The sequence below is a fragment of the Allobosea sp. 10L417 genome, from assembly GCF_056395485.1.
Window position 1 is genome coordinate 855,397 of sequence record NZ_JBFTJP010000001.1, and the last position, 16,492, is coordinate 871,888.

Consider the following 16,492-nt stretch of genomic DNA (forward strand, 5'->3'; position numbering starts at 1 on the left):
CAGAATTAATTACAGTTTTACGTTCTGAAGCACGAATATTACGGCGAGGCATCCGGAAATATACGACCTCCTCCGAATTCAAAAGATCACACAAGATTTTGACGACGCCATAGATATCTATTTATTTCAAAATCAAAATAATGAAAGGAAAAACAATGAAATAAACTCCAGTAACAAGCGGCTCAAAATTCAAAATTGAGCACCATCTTCCATGTATCGCGTAAGATATCCAGTGCTCGATCATCCTCACTGACATCGCTCAAATCCGTGCCGCGCACCGCAGAAGAGAGGCGTAGCCGGACCCAATCGATGTCTCCCGAATGCGCAGGAGCATGTCATGGGTCAGTCCAACAATCAGCGTAGCCGCTACGACGATCCGACGCAGGGCCAATTGCAGGGCCAAGCTGAACTGCAGGCTCAGCTGCAGGGTCAGGGGCAAGGCCAGGGCCAAGGGCAAGGGCAAGGCCAGTCACAGGGTCAGGCTCAGTATGCAGCTCAGGCCGTCGACACCGATGTCTGGAACTCCGCCAGCAATTCGAGCGAAAACGGCAATCTCAACCTGAACGGCAACGGAAACCTCAACGCCAACGGCAACCTGAACTTCAACGAGAACGTCAACCACATCGAGAACCAGGTCGACAATCACGTGAACAACTGCGTGAACGTCGACGTGAACGTCGATCTTGACCTCTCGGGGGCCCTCCTTCCGCCATCGGACAATGATGTCATCGATATCGACACGATCCACGATATCAGCGAATCGATCATCATGCCGGACGTGGTCACCCAGACCCTCGAAAGCGGCAACAACTTCAATCTCGATCAGGTCAACAACCTGGCCGACAACGATACGCTGAACAACCCGTCCGTGAGCTACAGTGCAAGCGGTCTGGCGGGTGGCCTGGCCGAGACGTCCTGCTGGGATCCGAGCTCGAGCGACCCGGGCGGCGTCGGCGACTTCACGATGATCGCGCGGGCCGTCGGCGGCTCGGCCGAGTCCCATCTCGGCTCGATCACCGGCGACGACGGCACCTTCAGCGGGATCGGCGCAGCTTCGGCGGCCGCCAACCTCACGCAGGAGGCCTTCACCCAGTCGATCGTCATGGGGGCCAACATCCAGTTCAACTCGGTCGACCTGACAATGGTCGGAGGGGACGCGAACGACGCGTTCTGAGGACCGGCACAATCAGCGACCGCGCGGGGCCATACGTCCCGCGCGGTTTCCGCTCCGGGTCCGCCATGTCCCTGCGCGACATGCGCCTGAAATCTTCCCGCCCGATGCGAGCCTGATGCGGGGGAGGATCGTGCCATGCAAGCCGGCGGCTTTACCGAGACGATCTGGCAGTTCATTGGCTATCTGCGTCTGTCCAACTCCGTCGCGCGGACGTCGGGCTTCTACGATGGCGAGACGCCGTCGCCGCTCCCTCCTGACGTCGACGACCTTCTGCGCGAGCCGCGACGTGGCCTCGATTTCGACGAGCTCGCTTCGGCCCCGACAACGATCAGGGAAACATCGAGCCCGGATCCGCATGCGCGCTTCGCGCTGGTATCCATGCCGGATCCTCATGGTCTTCCGAACAAGGAACTGCCCGCATTCCGGCCTCCTTTGAAGCCATTTCCTGCCGATCCCTACGAGCAGAGCCTGCCGTACCATGCCGCCCCGCGGGCGATCACGGTCGAGTATCGACAGGGCGGCGACGAAGCCCTCCTGCAACTCAGGCAGGTCAATCTCGCCGATGACCGCGATCTCGTGACGTCGAACGCCGTGACCAATGCCGACGGCAGCCCGGTGATCCCGCCGGAACTGCATCTCGAGGGTCAGTTCGCCAGCCTCATCCACCAGGCCAACGACATCGTGCCGGATGGCATCCCGAATATGAGCGAGGCGCTCGAGGCTGGGCCGGGCGAGATCATCGCGATGGTTTCGGCGCGCGACGCCCTGTGGGCGCAGACCGGGAATCCGTATCCGGAAGGCACCGCCGTTCCTGCGGCTCCGGAAGGCCGGATCGTCGACGGCGTCGCCGGCGCTCCCGATCCCGCCATGCCGACCATCCTCGACAGCGCCCCCTGGCGGCTGGAGGATCCCCCCGCCCAGACGGTCACCGAGGCGAAGCTGGAAGTCGCAGCTCCGACGGGCGGCGTCGCGACGCTGGCCGAGACCGGGCTCAACACGCAGATCAACGCGGCCGCCATCGTCGACGCCAATGAGGCCGTCGGATCGTTGATGGTCGGCGGCGACTATTTCTACAGCCGCGGGATCGTTCAGATGAACATCCTCGTCGACAACGACCACGTCGATGTCGCCGTCGCCGGTACGCTTTCCCCCGTCATCGAGACCCCTGGAAACGAAGTCCACAACATCGCGGAATTCGTGACCCATCACGCGACCATCGACGTCAAGGGCGCGGCATCCACGCCCCATTGGAGCGTCGACGTCGTCTCTGGCGACTTCTACGACGTCAAATCGGTCGTCCAGTTCAACAGCCTGGATGACAACGACCGAACCGTCCAGGCGGAAGCCGGCACCTACTTCAATCTCGGCACCGGCGGGAACGAGCAGCTCAACCTCGCGAAGATCCAAGGCATTGCCGACTATGACGTCATCGTCATCGGCGGAAACTACCATCGCGCCGACTGGATCTATCAGTACAATATCGTGCTCGATCCGGACTATGCCAAGCTCTACAGCACAGGCAACGCGGATGACGACACCACCGTCACCACCGGCTTCAACAGCCTCATCAACAAGGCATCGATCGAGACCTACGACGCGGCGGCCTTCAAGCCGATGCTCGACGCTCATCACGAATTGATGGACCAGTTCGCCGCCGGAGCGACCTCTCTCACGCCGAATTCCGACTGGCATCTCTACGGCAGCGCCACCGGCACGCTGAAGATCCTCTACGTGGCCGGCGATTACTACGATGCGAACGTCATCACTCAGGTCAATTTCTTGGTGGATGGCGACCAGAGCATTCAGGCCAGCGCCAGGGAAGGCACCGAGCAAGGCATAGCCGCGGGCGGCAACAGCGCCCTCAACGAGGCCTTCATCGTCGATCCCGGGCTGATGTCGACCTCCAACTACCTCGGCGGCCACGCCTATGAGGAGGCCGTGCTGATCCAGGTCAACATCGTCACCGACAGCGACACGGTGAAGATCCACGACACCAGCACGCTCGTGCCGGAGCTCATCGCCTTCGCCGAGCACGCCACGCAGGAGCCCGAACCGCACTGCCGGCATGCGCCGGTGCAGGATCCGGCCCAGCACGATCATCTGACGTCGAACATCATGACCTGAAAGCGAGAACGAGAGAGACGGGGCAGGGGCATGACCGAGAAGAGCGAAGCAACCTCCGCAGCGCGGCCTTCTGCCGTCTCCAAACCGCTGCGCGTGATCGGCCTGCCCCCGACGATTGGGCTGTCGGCGGTCACGGTCGACAGCACGGCCAACACCAACAGCCCGACCGTTTCGCCTAGGATCGAGACGCCGCTGCCGCGCGTGAATGACCACGTCCGTGCCGATGCGCGTGGTGACGGCCAGCCGGCGCCCGAGGCGCTCACGCCGCGTTCCAAGGCCGACGCAGACGCCCTGAAGCAGGCCCCTGACGGCGGCAGGGGCCGAGGCGGCGGCAATGGCGGCGGTGGCGGCGGTGGCCCGGGCGGCGGCACGCCGATCGAACAGCGCCTCGGCGATCGCGACTTCAAGCAGGTTCTCGGCGTGGGTCTCGCCGGGGCACGGCACAACCTGATGGTCGTGGCTGTGTTCTCGGTCGTGGTGAACACGCTCGTGCTCGCCGTGCCGATCTATCTCTTCCAGATGTCGGACCGCGTGCTGACGAGTCGCAGCCTCGACACGCTGGCAATGCTCTCGATCATCGTCATGCTGGCGATCGGAGCACATGTGCTGCTCGACATGGTCCGCCGCTTCATGTTGATGCGCGTGGCCGTCGATGTGGAAAGCCGGCTTGGCGGCCCGGTGCTCGCCGCGGCTGCCAAGGCGGCCCAGGCAGGCTCCAACCGTGAGTTCCAGACGCTGGCCGATCTCCAGCAGATCCGCAACTTCCTGACCGGCCCGGTCATCCTGACCATGCTCGACGCGCCGACCGCGCCGATCTATCTGCTGGCGGTCTATCTGATCCATCCGCATCTCGGATACATCGTCACCGTCGCAGCGATCGTGCTGTTCCTGATCGCCTATCTCAACCAGCAGTTCACGGCGGCCCCTTTCGCGCGCTCGAGCGCCTTCTCGACCAGGGCGAATCTGCAATCGGAGGCGATGTCCCGCAACGCGCAGGTCATCAACGCCATGGGCATGATCCCCGAGGGCGTCGTGATGTGGGGCCGGGAGACGGCGGAATCTCTCAAGGCTCAGGTCAGCGCCCAGGACCGCAACATCGTGATGACCGGCGCTTCCAAGTTCTTTCGCCTGGGGACGCAGGTGGCGATGCTGGGCTGGGGGGCGATGCTCTCGCTCGAAGGCCAGCTGACGGGCGGCATGGTGGTCGCCTCCTCCGTCGTCGCCGGCCGCGCGTTGGCGCCGCTCGAAGGCACGATCGAAGGCTGGCGCAACTTCATTCATGCGCGGGCAGCCTTCCAGCGCGTCAAGGCGTTGCTGCAGGCCTCCCCGCTCAACCTCGATCGCCTGAGGCTTCCGAGCCCCAAGGGCCGCCTCGATGTCGAGCGCATCCTCTACGTGCCGCCGCCGACCAAGAAGGTCATCCTCAACGGCATCAGCTTCAGCCTGGAGCCCGGAGATTCGCTCGCCATCGTCGGCGCCTCCGGCTGCGGCAAGTCGACCCTGGCGCGCATGCTGGTCGGCTCGATCACGCCGACCGCCGGCACGGTCCGCCTCGACAGGATGGAGCAGCGCAACTGGGATCCGCGCCAGTTCGGCGAGAATGTCGGCTATCTGCCGCAGGATGTGCAGCTCTTCCCGGCGTCCATCAAGGCCAACATCGCCCGCATGCGCGAGGACGCTTGCGACGCCGACGTTTTCGAGGCTGCCGAGATCGCGGACATCCACGAGATGGTCGCGCAATTCGCCCATGGCTACGAGACGCAGATCGGCATCGATGGCGCGCCGCTATCCGGCGGGCAGAAGCAGCGGCTGGGTCTGGCGCGCGCCTTCTTCGGCAATCCGCGCCTTGTCGTGCTCGACGAGCCGAACTCCAATCTCGACGTGCTGGGCGAAGTGGCGCTCGCGCGCGCCTTCGAGCGGGCAAAGGCGCGCGGCATGACGATGGTGGCGATCACGCAGCGCCCTGCCCTGCTCCGCAGCGTCGACAAGATCATGATGATCAAGGACGGCGCCGTGCAGGCGATCGGAGCACGTGACGATATTCTGCCGCTGATCGTCGGGCGGCGCAGCATCGACGGTGCCGCACCGACCTCGCGCTGACGGGAACCCGCGACGGCAATCGCCGCGAGGCTGGAGCATTGCGAGCGGGACGGGACGCCGGTTCGCGCATAGAAGACACGACAAAACAAAGAGATAGAGCATGCCCGAGAAACGGATGAACGCGGAAATGCTCTAGGAGACGGGAGTGGGCTCATGGCAAGGCAATTGATCTCGCAGCCCTGGTATGCGGACGTGCCGCGCAGCACGCGCATGGCCACGTTGAGCGGCGTCGTCATCGTCGCCGTGACGGTCATGGGCTTCGGTGTCTGGGGCAACACCGCTCCGATCGCGGGCGCCGTCATTGCCACCGGCGTGTTCGTGACCACCGGCCAAAACAAGACGATCCAGCATCTCGAAGGCGGGGTGATCCGGGAAATTCTCGTCCGCGAGGGCGATGTCGTCGAAAGCGGCCAGCCCCTGGTCAAGCTCGACGACACCTCCTCGCGCGCCGAGTTGCGGCGCCACGAACTCAAGCTCTTTCGGCTGGAGGCGATCGAGGCACGGCTCCGGGCGGAGGTCGCCGGGCGCAGCGATTTCTCCTTCCCCCAGCATCTGACCGAAAGGCGCGGTGATCCCGACATCGCCGCATTGATGGCAGCGCAGAGCATCGCTTTCCGGGCCCGTCAGAACAACACCGCAAGCGAGATCGCCGCTCATCAGAAGAGCATCGACGCGCTGGAGGAGAAGATCACCGGCAGCAGGGTGCAGTTGGCCGGCGTCCAGCAGCAGTCGCGATTGCTGAAGGAGGAGCTCGAAGGCAAGCAGGCGCTGCTGCAGCGCGGCTACATCCGCAAGCCCGAGGTGCTCTCGCTCCAGCGCCAGGCTGCCAATCTGGGCGGTGAAGCCGGGCGCATCACCGGCGATATCGGCGATTCCCGCGAGCGTATCGCCCGCTCCCTCGAGCAGATCGACGGCGTGCGCAAGAACGCTCAGAAGGTCGCCTCCGACCAGTTGCAGGACATCAGCGCCGACCTCAACGACGTGCGCGAGCGCATCCATACGGTAAAAGGCATCCTCGATCGGTCGACCATCGCCGCGCCGGTCAGGGGCACCGTGGTCAAGCTGCGCTACCATACGCCCGGCGGCGTCATCGAGGCCGGCAAGAACATCATGGAGATCGTCTCGCTGCAGGACGAACTCATCATCGAGGCGCGCGTCCGGCCCCAGGACATCGACAAGATCAAGCACAGCCAGCTCGCCACCGTGCGGCTGACAGCCCTGAACCAGCGCACCACGCCGATGGTCAGTGGCCGCGTCATCTATATTTCCGCCGACGCCCTGCCCGATGAGAAGCAGCGAGCCTATCCCGGCGTGCCGGATCTCTATGTCGTGCGTGCCCGGCTCGACGCCAAGAGTCTCGCCAGCGTTCCCGGCTTCCAGCCGACCGCGGGCATGCCGGCCGATGTCTACATCCAGACCGCCGAGCGGACCTTCTTCGAGTACCTGCTGCAGCCGCTCAAGGACAGCATGGCGCGGGCCTTCCGCGAAACCTGACTGCGAACGTCGACCGGCGAGATCGCCCTCGGCGGTCGAGACGGCGGTTTCCCCGGGCTCCCAGGCACCGGGGAAACCGTCACCTCCCCGTTAAATGGTATGACTATTGCATCGGCTCCCGCGACGGAGTCGAAACATGCACCATCATTGGCCGAGCGACGCGAAAGCAACGATCGCCCTGATCGCCGTGTCGGCGTTCTGCATCCTGGGCTGGCTGGCGGATATCGGCCACTGAGCCGCGCGATCATCGGTCGCCGCAGCCACTGTCGCGCGCGGCCGTCCCGTTCTAGATTGCGGCCCGGATCGAATCGAACGGTTGGGCCATGAAGCGCATCATCCTCCTCGCCGGCCTGCTTGGGCTCGCTCTCTCGCTCTCGGGCTGCGACAAATGCGGGAACTTCCCCCCGCTCTTCGGCCCCTATGACGGCAAGACCTGTGGTGGCGGCCAGTCGACAAGCTAGCGCGAGCGCACGAGCATGCAGCAAACGAAAAGGCCGGGGCGCGAAACCCCGGCCTTTCTTCTTGAGGATTTTGCTCTCTTGAGAGGCAGGCAGCTCAGCCGCGCCGCCCGATCAGCGACCAGCCCGCCCCGGCCACGCAGACCGTGAGCGCGATCTTCAGCGCTTCGCCGAGAAGGAAGGGCTGCACGCCAAAGGCAAAGGCCTTGGCGAAGCCGACGCCCGTCGCGCCGCCCGCCATCTGGGCGCCGAAGGCGAGCCACAGGCAGCCGATGGCCAGGAGCGCCAGATCGGCCAGAACCAACCCGCCGACGAGCCGCAGCAACGAGGCACCGCGCTCAGCCGCCCAGCCGGCAATCGCCGCCGCGACGATGAAGCCGATCAGGAAGCCGCCCGTCGGTCCGACGAGATAAAGCGGGCCTGCCGCCACCGGCGGCGTATTGGTGAACACGGGCAGCCCGGCCAGTCCATAGGCGATGTAGAGCGCCATGGTCGCGGCGCCCAAGCGCGCGCCATAGGCGGCACCGAGTCCGAGCACCGCGAGCGTCTGCAGCGTCATCGGCACGGGCCAGAACGGCACCTTGATCTTGGCCGCCGCGACGAGAAGCAGGCTTCCGGCAAAGGCGAGCGCCACATTGCGCAGCATGGCGGTGCGCTTGCCCATAGCGGGAAGCAGCGTGCCGGCGAGCGTCGAAGCTTGCATGGGGAACATGTCGGCCATGGGCTTGTCGTCCTTTCCCGAAAAGACCGCGCGCCGCGGCCGCTATTGCGTCTATAGAAAATGCAACGGAGCCTCACAAGCGAGCAGGCTTTGCAGGAATGGGTAACCGGCCTGGCGAAATCGGCTCAGGCCCGGGCGAGGCACGGCAAGATGGCGGACGAGATCGAATTCGACAGGAGCGCGACGACGCCGGCCGGCGAGGTCGCGAGGCTGTCGCCGCTGGTGCGCCGCATCATCGCCCGCAACAGCGGGCCCATGACCTTCACGGGCACCTGCACCTACATCGTCGGCCATGGCACGGTGGCGGTCATCGATCCCGGCCCCGATGACCCGGCCCATGTCGAGAGCGTGCTGACCGCGCTCCGCGGCGAGACGGTGAGCCATATCGTGGTGACGCACACCCATCGCGACCATTCCCCCGCCGTGCCGGCGCTCAAGGCGGCCACCGGCGCGCGCGTGGTCGGCTGCGGGCCGCATCGCCCCTCCCGCGAACTCGGCCCCGGCGAAGGCCGCGTCCTCGATGCCGCAGCCGATACGGGTTACGAGCCGGACTGGCTGATGCGGGACGGCGATACGGTTTCAGGAGCGGGCTGGAGTCTCTCCGCAGTCGAGACGCCCGGCCATACCGCCAATCACCTGGCCTTCACGCTGGCCGAGGAGGCGACGCTGTTCTCGGGCGACCACGTCATGGCCTGGTCGACCTCGATCGTGGCCCCGCCGGACGGCTCGATGGCCGCCTATATGGCCTCGATCGAAAAGCTGCGCGGCCTGGAGCATGCGCGCTACTGGCCGGGCCATGGCGGCCCCGTCACCGAGCCGCAGCGTTTCCTGCGCGGGCTCGTCCAGCATCGCCGCCAGCGCGAGGCGGCGGTCCTCAGCCGCCTGGGTCAGGGCGACGAGACGATCGCCGCCATGGTGCCCGCGATCTATCAGGGCCTGGCTCCTGCCCTGCATGGCGCCGCGGCGCTCTCGGTGCTGGCGCAGCTCGAGGATCTGGTGCTGCGCGGCGCGGTCCAGGCCAGCGACGCCGTGCCGGCCCTGTCGAGCCGCTACCGTCTCGCCTGATCTAGCGATTATCCATCAACAGCTCCACCTCATCCGCGAAGGCAGCGATGCGCGCCGCATTGGCGCCGAGATCATGGCTGCCCAGCCGCGAGGCCGAGCGGATGTCGATGCGGCTGCCGTCGACGCGCGGCCTGACGCGGATGGTAATGTCTTCCGAGAAATGCAGGAAGCGCCCGCGCGCCACCGCCTCGATCCGCCCCGCCCCGCTGCGTCCGCCGGGCCGAGTGGCCTCCAATACCTGCCAGCCGAGCCCGTTCGCGGCACGACGCGCGACATCGAAGGCGCTCTCGGCCGGAATCTCCAGCAGGATGGGCACGACCTTGGGATAGGCTTGGCGTTGCACACGCCGGCGCAGGGGCGGCACGTCGGGCGGCACGCGCCCGCCGCGCGCCGTCAGCGCGGCTTGCGAGCGGCTGAAGGCTGGCGGATCGTCGATATCGGTCGAGACGTCGGACAGAGCCGGCTTGGTCACCAGCTTCACCGCGACATAGCCGAGCGGCACCAGCAGGACGAGCGACAGCAGCATCGCCCAGGCCGCCATGCCGGCGCCGCGATGACCGGACTGCCAGATGCGGATGAAGGCCAGGATCGCCAGGCCAAGCGCCGCAAAGACGAAGAGATAGGCACCGGCGACCGGCGCGAGCCCCTCGACGCTCGGCTCGCGCAGACGGACGAGCAGCAGCGACAGGATCAGCACCGCGAGCGAAAACCACGCCAGCCGCCGGCTCCAGATGGCGGCGCGCGAAACCGGTTCCTCGAAGACCAGGCGGCGATGCATCGCCTTTAGGTGACGCCGGACGAAGAGGAAGGCAAGCGCCGGCGGAAGCTAAGCGCAATCTTAATCAAATTGGCGATAGCTGAGCGCGAAGAGTGGCCGGCTCGCGCCGAGGCGTCTCTTCGGCCTGCGTAAACCGCCTTCCCAGCCGCACGTCGCTCCCCGAGTCCCCGCCGTGAAATTCTTCCCCTCATCGATCCAGAACTATCTCGTGGCCACCATGGCCTGCCTGTGCGTGCCCGGCATCGGCGCGCTGACCTACATGGCGGCGCAGTCCATCGTGGAGGTGCGCACAAATTTGCAGCTGTCGGAGCTGGTCGAGGCCGACAAGGCCTTGCTCCTCGCCGGCAACATGATCCGTTCCGCCCGCGGCCAGGCGCAGACCAGCATCCAGGTCGCGGATGATCCGGTCCCTGCCCTCAAGCAGATCGAGGAGACCAGCCGCAGCCGCATCGCCGAAGCGATCTTGCAGCTGCAGGACACGGATTTGCCGAGCCGCAAGGAGCTGATCGCCGGCATCCAGCAGGAGCAGAAGCTCTCCGACGCCAAGATGGCCGACCTCTATGCCGAGGCCGGCAAGCCCAAGGCCCAGCGCAGCCTCGCCGCGACCATGCCCTGGTACAACAGCGTCGGCGCCATCTAGACGGCGATCGTCAAGGCGTCGGACGAAACCTCCAACGCCACTCGCCTCGCCGACCCCGTCCTGGCCGATCTTCAGGGCTTCAAATCCACAGGCTGGGATGTTCGCGCCAATTACGGCACGCAATGCTCGCTGCTGCGCCCGGCCTTCGGCTCGGGCAAGGCGCTCGATGCCGCGCAACTGCGCCGCCTCGGTGAAATGCGCGGCGTCTCCAACGCTTCCCTCGATACCTTGAAGCAGCTCGCTTCCCGGCCGGGCGTGGGCAGCGAACTCTCCCGGAAGATCGGTGTCATGACCGCCGAGGTCAACGCCTCCAATCGCAAGATGGACGAGCTGATCGGCAAGCTCGGCCAAGGCGCGGGCCCTGTCATCGCGGCCGAAGACTGGACGAAGCAGTGCAACGCGCCCTTCGAGCCGATCGTGTCTGCGGTAACCCAATCGCTCGACGATATGAGCGCCAGGACGAGCGAGAAGCTCAATCATGCCTGGGTAAAGCTCGGCATGGTCGGCTTCCTGCTCGCGGCGCTTGTGATCATCTGCGTGCTGAGCTGGCGCGGCGTGCAGCGACGCGTCGTGCGTCCGCTCATCTCGCTGAAATTCGCGTTGGACGGCATGCAGCAGGGCGATTTTGCACAGGCCATCCCTCCGGCTCCCTCGCCGGACGAGATCGGCGCACTCAGCGGCGCGCTCGAGACCTATCGCGAGAACGCGCTGGCGCTCGAACAGAACCGGCGCGACCGCGAGCTTGCGATGCTGGCCGACGCCGAGCAGGCGGCTCATGTCCAGAAACTGCTCGGCGAAGTCGCCAACATCGTGGCCGACGCCCGCGACGGCAATTTCTCCGGTCAGGCCCGGGTCGGCAATATGGAAGGCCCGCTCAAGGAGCTCGTCGAGGGCATCAACGAGATCAACCTCGTGGTTGATTCGGCGACGACGGAGTTCGCGCAGGCATTGTCGGCGATCGCTGGCGGGGATCTGACCAACCGGGTCGAGACCGCCTATCGCGGGCGCTTCGCCGACCTGAAGGGCGCGATCAACGAGACGGTCGACCGGCTCTCGGCCACGGTCGCGACGATCCAGACGACCTCGGCCGATGTCGGCCTGGCCGCCCGCGAGATCCATATGGGCTCCGACGATCTGTCCAAGCGCACCGAGGAGCAGGCCTCCTCGCTCGAGGAGACCGCCGCCACCACCGAGGAGCTCGCCGCTTCGGTCAAGGCCTCGGCCCAGGCCTCGAAGGACGCCGCCCGCATCGCCGACGGCGCCATGCAGGCCGCCCAGAACGGGGGCGCCATCGCCGGCCAGGCGGTCGAGGCCATGGCCCGCATCGAGAGCGCCTCGCAGAAGATCTCCGACATCATCCGCGTCATCGACGACATCGCCTTCCAGACCAACCTKYTGGCGCTCAACGCCGCGGTCGAGGCGGCCCGTGCCGGCGAGGCCGGCAAGGGCTTTGCCGTCGTCGCCTCCGAGGTGCGCACGCTGGCGCAGCGCTCGGGCGAGGCGGCCAAGGACATYTCGGCCCTGATCTCCTCGTCCAATGCCGAGGTCGGCGAGGGCGTGAAGCTGGTGCGCCAGGCCGGCGAGCAGCTCGCGCGCATCCTGGAAGCCTCGCAGAAGGTGGCGGCGACCATCGCCGACATCTCGGCGGCGTCGGGCGAGCAGGCCAACGGCATCGACGAGATGAGCCAGGCGGTGGCGCATCTCGACGAGATGACCCAGCAGAACGCGGCGCTGGCCGAACAGAGCGCGGCTTCCGCCAACGCCCTCTCCGGCCGGATCGGCCAGCTCAACGAGCTCGTCGCGACCTTCCGCACCGGCCGCGAGGCGGTCGGGCAGTCGGCCTATCCGCAGCCCGTCGCTTCCGCCGCTGCCGCGGCGCGCCCGGTGAAAGCCGTGCCTCGCGCTGCGGCGCGGCCCGTCGCGGTCTCGAACATGGCGCAGGCCCCCTCCGCCAAGGCCCCGGCGGCCGAGCCGGAGCGGCTGCGCAAGCTCGCCGAAGCCGCCTTCGCCCAGTCCAAAGCCACCCCCGCCCCGCGCAAGGTCGCCAATGGCCGCGCCCAGGATGCAGGCTGGGAAGAGTTCTGAGCGCGGAGGACTGAGCCCTCAACGCCCACAGCCCTCCCGCCCGCAAACGAAACGGCGCCCCAAAAGGGCGCCGTTTCCGCTTGAAGGACACAACAGCTCAGCCCGGCAACCGATAATCCTTGAACATCTCGCGCAGCACCGTCTTCTGGATCTTGCCGGTTGCGGTGTGCGGGATCGCCTCGACCAGCACGACATCGTCCGGCAGCCACCATTTCGCGATCTTGCCCGCCATGAAGGCCAGCATCTCTTCCTTGCTCGGCGTGCGGCCGGTCTTCGGCACGATCACCAGCAGCGGCCGCTCGTCCCATTTCGGGTGGGTAATGCCGATCACAGCTGCCTCCGCCACATCGGGATGGCCGACGGCGAGGTTTTCAAGATCGATCGAGGAGATCCATTCCCCGCCCGACTTGATGACGTCCTTGGAGCGGTCGGTGATCTGCATGTAGCCGGCGGGATCGATCGTCGCGACGTCGCCGGTATCGAAGAAGCCCTGATCATCGAGGATGTCCTCGTCGTCACGCCGGTAATAGGCGCCAGCCACCGCCGGCCCGCGCACCTTGAGGCGGCCAAAGGTCTTGCCGTCCCAGGGCAGGTCGTGGCCGGCATCGTCGGTGAGCCGGAACTCCACCGTGAAGGGCGGATGGCCCTGCTTGACCTTGAGATCGTAGAGCGCCTCGCCCGAAAGGTTTCCGTAGACCGGCTTCATCGAGCAGAAGGAGCCGAGCGGGCTCATCTCGGTCATGCCCCAGGCATGGGCGACGGTAACGCCGTATTTGCGCTCGAAGGCCTCGGTCATAGCGCGCGGGCAGGCCGAACCGCCGATGACGACGCGCTTCAGCGTCGAGAGCTTGCCGCCGGTCGCTTCCAGATGCTGTAGCAACCCGAGCCAGACCGTCGGCACCGCCGCCGTCATGGTGACGCCTTCGCCTTCAAGCAATTCGTACAGCGATGTGCCGTCGAGCTTCGCCCCCGGCATCACCAGCTTCGCCCCGGTCATCGGCGCGGAATAGGCGAGCGACCAGCGGTTGGCATGGAACAGCGGCACCACGGGCATCACCGTATCGCGCGAGGACAGCCCCATATAGTCCGGCGCCGCGCAGGCGAGCGCATGCAGCACGTTGGAGCGATGCGAGTAGAGCACGCCCTTCGGCCCGCCGGTCGTGCCGGAGGTGTAACAAAGCCCGGCTGCGGTGTTCTCGTCGAATGCACCCCAGGCGAAATCATCGTCCGCCTCCACGAGCCAGTCCTCATAGGCGACAGCACCCTTGAGGCTGCATTGCTGCATGTGCGCGGCATCGGTGAGGACGATGTAGCGCTCGATGCTCGGCAGCTTCTCCTGCAACTGCTCGATCATCGGCACAAAGGTCAGGTCGAGGAACAGCAGCCGGTCCTCGGCGTGATCGACGATCCAGGCGATCTGCTCCGGGAAGAGCCGCGGATTGACCGTATGCGTGATCGCGCCGATGCCGCTGATCCCGTACCAGAGCTCGAGATGTCGGTCGCTGTTCCAGGCGAGCGTCGCCACCCGGTCGCCGAGCCCGATCCCGTCGCGCTGCAGCCGCTTGGCCACGCGGAGCGCCCTGCTCCTGATCTCGGCATAACTTCGTCGCCGCAAGGTGCCGTCCTCGACGGCGCGGCTGACGACCTCGCGCGTGCCGTGCTGGGTCGCGGCATGATCGATGATCCGATGGAGCAGAAGGGGCCAATCCTGCATCAGGCCGAGCATGCGCGTTCCTCCCGAAGACCTGCTTTTTCGAGAGGATAACGACGTGCTTCCGCGAAAGGAAAGTCGCACTATCGAGGGCTCGCCTGCCGGCTCCAGATAGTTTAGGTCTGATCGTTCCAGAGGGGGAAAACGCGATGACCGCACCGAAAAGCGTGCCGCACGCGGCGACGGAGCCTGACCGGGTCTGGTTCCGCTTCATGCGGTTGCACCAACGCATGCTGATGCAGATGACCGGTCGCATCCGCAAGCTCGGCCTTTCGATCCCGCAATTCGACCTGCTTTCCACCTTGACCGAGCAGGAAGGCATCAGCCAGAGCGAGCTCGCCGAGCGGCTCTACGTCACCAAGGGGAATGTCTCAGGGCTCGTCGATCGCCTCGTGCAGGCTGGCCTCGTCGAACGCCGCGCCATCGCCGGCGACCGACGCTCATATGCGATGCATCTGACGCCGGAAGGCCGCCGGCTCGCCGAGGCTGGCATCGCCGCCCAGCGCGACTTCGTGGCCAGCACGCTGGGCAAGCTCAAGACCGACGATCTCGCCGAGCTCGACCGCCTCGTCCTGCTCTGGCGCGATCATGCCCGCGCCATCGACGTGGAATGATCCCGCGATGGCTGCCGATATCGACCTGACCGCCTCCGCCACGGCTCTGCGCACGGGCTTGCTCGGGCGCCGCTTCAGCGCTGCCGAGCTGCTCGAAGCAAGCTTCGCCCGTATCGACGCGCTGAACCCGCGGCTCAACGCCATCGTGGCCGAGGATCGCGAGGCCGCCCGCGCCATGGCCAGCGCCAGCGACGCGCGGATCGCCAACGGCACCGCGCGCCCGCTCGAAGGCCTGCCGATCACGATCAAGGACGCCTTCGACGTCGCCGGCCTGCCCTCCTCCGGCGGCCTGCCGGCCTATCGCGAGCGTGTCCCGGCCGAGGATGCAGCGGCAGTCGCGAGGCTGCGCGCTGCGGGCGCGGTCATCGTCGGCAAGACCAACGTTCCGGTCTTTTCCGGCGATTTCCAGAGCTACAACCCCGCCCATGGCGTGACCAACAACCCCTGGGATGAAACGCGCTCTCCGGGCGGCTCCTCTGGCGGCGCGGCGGTCGCCGTCGCGACGGGGATGAGCGCCTTCGAGCTTGGCTCCGATCTCGGCAGCTCGATCCGCTGGCCAGCGCATGCCTGCGGCGTCTTCGGCCTTAAGACGAGCTGGGGGCTGGTCTCGACCTGGGGCGCGATCCCGCCCCCGCCCGAGCGGCGAACCGCGCGCAACGTCGATCTGATGGTTGCCGGCCCGATCACCCGCACCGCTGAGGATCTCGACCTGATCCTCCCGGTCATCGCCGGCCCGCGCGATGCCACGCTCACCGCTGCTTCCTTGGCGGAGGCGCGCGCCCGAACGGCGAAAGGGCTGCGCGTGGCGCTCTGGGCCGACGATCCCTTCGCTCCGGTCGACCGGGAGGTGGCGGACGCCGTGCGCGAAGCAGCTCGCCGCCTTGGCGAAGCCGGCGCCATCGTCGACGAGACTGCCCGCCCCTCTGTGAGCTTTGCCGACGCCTTCGAGGTCTATGCGCTGCTGAACCACGCTGTCGTGGCCTATAGCCTGCCGCCGAAGGTGCGTGCTCGCATCCAGGCGCAGGCTTCGCGCTTCAGCCCGAACGACCTGTCGCATCAGGCGCTGCAGGCGCGCGGCGCGCGGATGACGCCCGGTCTCTATCAGCAGCTCGCCCATCGCCGCCTCGCCCAGAAGCGGCAATGGGCGCGCTTTTTCCAGCGCTACGATGTCGTGCTTTGCCCGCCGGCCCCAGTCGCGGCGATCGCCCATGACCACGGCCCGGACATCCACGCCCGCCGCCTGATCGTGAATGGCGACCCACGCCCCTATCTCGATTTCCTGCTCTGGGCCGCGCCGGCCACCGGCGCCGACCTGCCTGCGCTCTGCGCGCCGGTTTTGCGCTCCCGCGGCGGGCTGCCCCTCGGCGTCCAGATCATCGCGCCTTTCGGAGAAGACCGCATGGCGATCGCCGTCGGCGCGATGCTGGAGGAGGTCGGCTGCCGCTTCGCCCCGCCGCCGATCATTCGTTGAGCCTCCATGCTGTTCCGCGTTCGCGCGCATTGCGCCAGAGTCTGCCACCCCCTGCGT

Annotated in this window: 13 protein-coding genes; 10 read left to right on the forward strand and 3 right to left on the reverse strand. The window is 66.4% G+C overall.

The genetic code is table 11. The annotated features are described in order from the left end of the window. Positions 1 to 337: 337 nt before the first annotated feature. The 5 genes from AC1DE3_RS04370 to AC1DE3_RS04390 all read left to right on the forward strand — a co-directional run bounded on the left by AC1DE3_RS04370 (position 338) and on the right by AC1DE3_RS04390 (position 7,353). Positions 338 to 1,174 (forward strand): hypothetical protein, encoded by an 837-nt coding sequence (locus AC1DE3_RS04370; RefSeq protein WP_476852098.1) that lies wholly within the window; start codon positions 338 to 340, stop codon positions 1,172 to 1,174. Positions 1,175 to 1,309: 135 nt separating this feature from the next. Beyond that, positions 1,310 to 3,298, forward strand: coding sequence for a hypothetical protein (locus AC1DE3_RS04375; protein WP_476852099.1), 1,989 nt, complete (start codon positions 1,310 to 1,312; stop codon positions 3,296 to 3,298). A 30-nt stretch (positions 3,299 to 3,328) separates the two neighbouring features. Beyond that, a complete protein-coding gene (locus AC1DE3_RS04380) occupies positions 3,329 to 5,398 on the forward strand; it encodes a type I secretion system permease/ATPase (RefSeq protein WP_476852100.1) in 2,070 nt (689 codons plus the stop codon). Between the two features lie 153 nt (positions 5,399 to 5,551). After that, positions 5,552 to 6,892, forward strand: coding sequence for an HlyD family type I secretion periplasmic adaptor subunit (locus AC1DE3_RS04385; protein ID WP_476778782.1), 1,341 nt, complete (start codon positions 5,552 to 5,554; stop codon positions 6,890 to 6,892). 323 nt (positions 6,893 to 7,215) lie between these two features. Continuing rightward, on the forward strand, positions 7,216 to 7,353 hold the full coding sequence (locus AC1DE3_RS04390) for a hypothetical protein (RefSeq protein WP_441511880.1): 138 nt from the start codon (positions 7,216 to 7,218) through the stop codon (positions 7,351 to 7,353). Positions 7,354 to 7,447: 94 nt separating this feature from the next. Here the strand turns inward: AC1DE3_RS04390 and AC1DE3_RS04395 are convergent, their stop codons facing one another. Further along, positions 7,448 to 8,071, reverse strand: coding sequence for a biotin transporter BioY (locus tag AC1DE3_RS04395; RefSeq protein ID WP_476852101.1), 624 nt, complete (start codon positions 8,069 to 8,071; stop codon positions 7,448 to 7,450). A gap of 150 nt (positions 8,072 to 8,221) precedes the next feature. Here AC1DE3_RS04395 and AC1DE3_RS04400 point away from each other — a divergent pair, with 150 nt between their 5' ends. Next, entirely contained in the window at positions 8,222 to 9,136 is a 915-nt protein-coding gene (locus AC1DE3_RS04400; protein ID WP_476778780.1) for an MBL fold metallo-hydrolase, read from the forward strand. Position 9,137: 1 nt separating this feature from the next. Here AC1DE3_RS04400 and AC1DE3_RS04405 read toward each other — a convergent pair whose 3' ends face one another. Then, entirely contained in the window at positions 9,138 to 9,914 is a 777-nt protein-coding gene (locus AC1DE3_RS04405) for a DUF1499 domain-containing protein (protein WP_476778779.1), read from the reverse strand. A gap of 172 nt (positions 9,915 to 10,086) precedes the next feature. Between AC1DE3_RS04405 and AC1DE3_RS04410 the strand changes: the two genes are divergently transcribed. Continuing rightward, the gene (locus AC1DE3_RS04410; RefSeq protein ID WP_476852102.1) at positions 10,087 to 10,554 is read left to right on the forward strand and encodes a hypothetical protein; all 468 of its coding nucleotides are present in this window, start codon (positions 10,087 to 10,089) and stop codon (positions 10,552 to 10,554) included. A gap of 288 nt (positions 10,555 to 10,842) precedes the next feature. Next, the gene (locus AC1DE3_RS04415) at positions 10,843 to 12,639 is read left to right on the forward strand and encodes a methyl-accepting chemotaxis protein (protein ID WP_476852103.1); all 1,797 of its coding nucleotides are present in this window, start codon (positions 10,843 to 10,845) and stop codon (positions 12,637 to 12,639) included. A gap of 97 nt (positions 12,640 to 12,736) precedes the next feature. On the opposite strand, the gene AC1DE3_RS04420 is transcribed toward AC1DE3_RS04415, so the two are convergent. Then, positions 12,737 to 14,365, reverse strand: coding sequence for a long-chain-fatty-acid--CoA ligase (locus AC1DE3_RS04420; RefSeq protein ID WP_476852104.1), 1,629 nt, complete (start codon positions 14,363 to 14,365; stop codon positions 12,737 to 12,739). 134 nt (positions 14,366 to 14,499) lie between these two features. Between AC1DE3_RS04420 and AC1DE3_RS04425 the strand changes: the two genes are divergently transcribed. Both AC1DE3_RS04425 and AC1DE3_RS04430 read left to right on the forward strand, forming a co-directional pair. Beyond that, positions 14,500 to 14,964, forward strand: a complete 465-nt coding sequence (locus AC1DE3_RS04425; RefSeq protein WP_476781270.1) for a MarR family winged helix-turn-helix transcriptional regulator — start codon at positions 14,500 to 14,502, stop codon at positions 14,962 to 14,964. A gap of 7 nt (positions 14,965 to 14,971) precedes the next feature. Further along, positions 14,972 to 16,435: an amidase gene (locus AC1DE3_RS04430; protein ID WP_476852105.1), complete on the forward strand. Its 1,464-nt coding sequence runs from the start codon at positions 14,972 to 14,974 to the stop codon at positions 16,433 to 16,435. The last annotated feature ends 57 nt before the right edge of the window (positions 16,436 to 16,492 follow it).

Excerpts from the sequence above, each read along its gene's own strand:
- AC1DE3_RS04370 (WP_476852098.1), top strand. The coding sequence starts at position 338 with ATGGGTCAGTCCAACAATCAGCGTAGCCGCTACGACGATCCGACGCAG.
- AC1DE3_RS04375 (WP_476852099.1), top strand. The coding sequence starts at position 1,310 with ATGCAAGCCGGCGGCTTTACCGAGACGATCTGGCAGTTCATTGGCTAT.
- AC1DE3_RS04380 (WP_476852100.1), top strand. The coding sequence starts at position 3,329 with ATGACCGAGAAGAGCGAAGCAACCTCCGCAGCGCGGCCTTCTGCCGTC.
- AC1DE3_RS04385 (WP_476778782.1), top strand. The coding sequence starts at position 5,552 with ATGGCAAGGCAATTGATCTCGCAGCCCTGGTATGCGGACGTGCCGCGC.
- AC1DE3_RS04390 (WP_441511880.1), top strand. The coding sequence starts at position 7,216 with ATGAAGCGCATCATCCTCCTCGCCGGCCTGCTTGGGCTCGCTCTCTCG.
- AC1DE3_RS04395 (WP_476852101.1), bottom strand. The coding sequence starts at position 8,071 with ATGGCCGACATGTTCCCCATGCAAGCTTCGACGCTCGCCGGCACGCTG.
- AC1DE3_RS04400 (WP_476778780.1), top strand. The coding sequence starts at position 8,222 with ATGGCGGACGAGATCGAATTCGACAGGAGCGCGACGACGCCGGCCGGC.
- AC1DE3_RS04405 (WP_476778779.1), bottom strand. The coding sequence starts at position 9,914 with ATGCATCGCCGCCTGGTCTTCGAGGAACCGGTTTCGCGCGCCGCCATC.
- AC1DE3_RS04420 (WP_476852104.1), bottom strand. The coding sequence starts at position 14,365 with ATGCTCGGCCTGATGCAGGATTGGCCCCTTCTGCTCCATCGGATCATC.
- AC1DE3_RS04425 (WP_476781270.1), top strand. The coding sequence starts at position 14,500 with ATGACCGCACCGAAAAGCGTGCCGCACGCGGCGACGGAGCCTGACCGG.
- AC1DE3_RS04430 (WP_476852105.1), top strand. The coding sequence starts at position 14,972 with ATGGCTGCCGATATCGACCTGACCGCCTCCGCCACGGCTCTGCGCACG.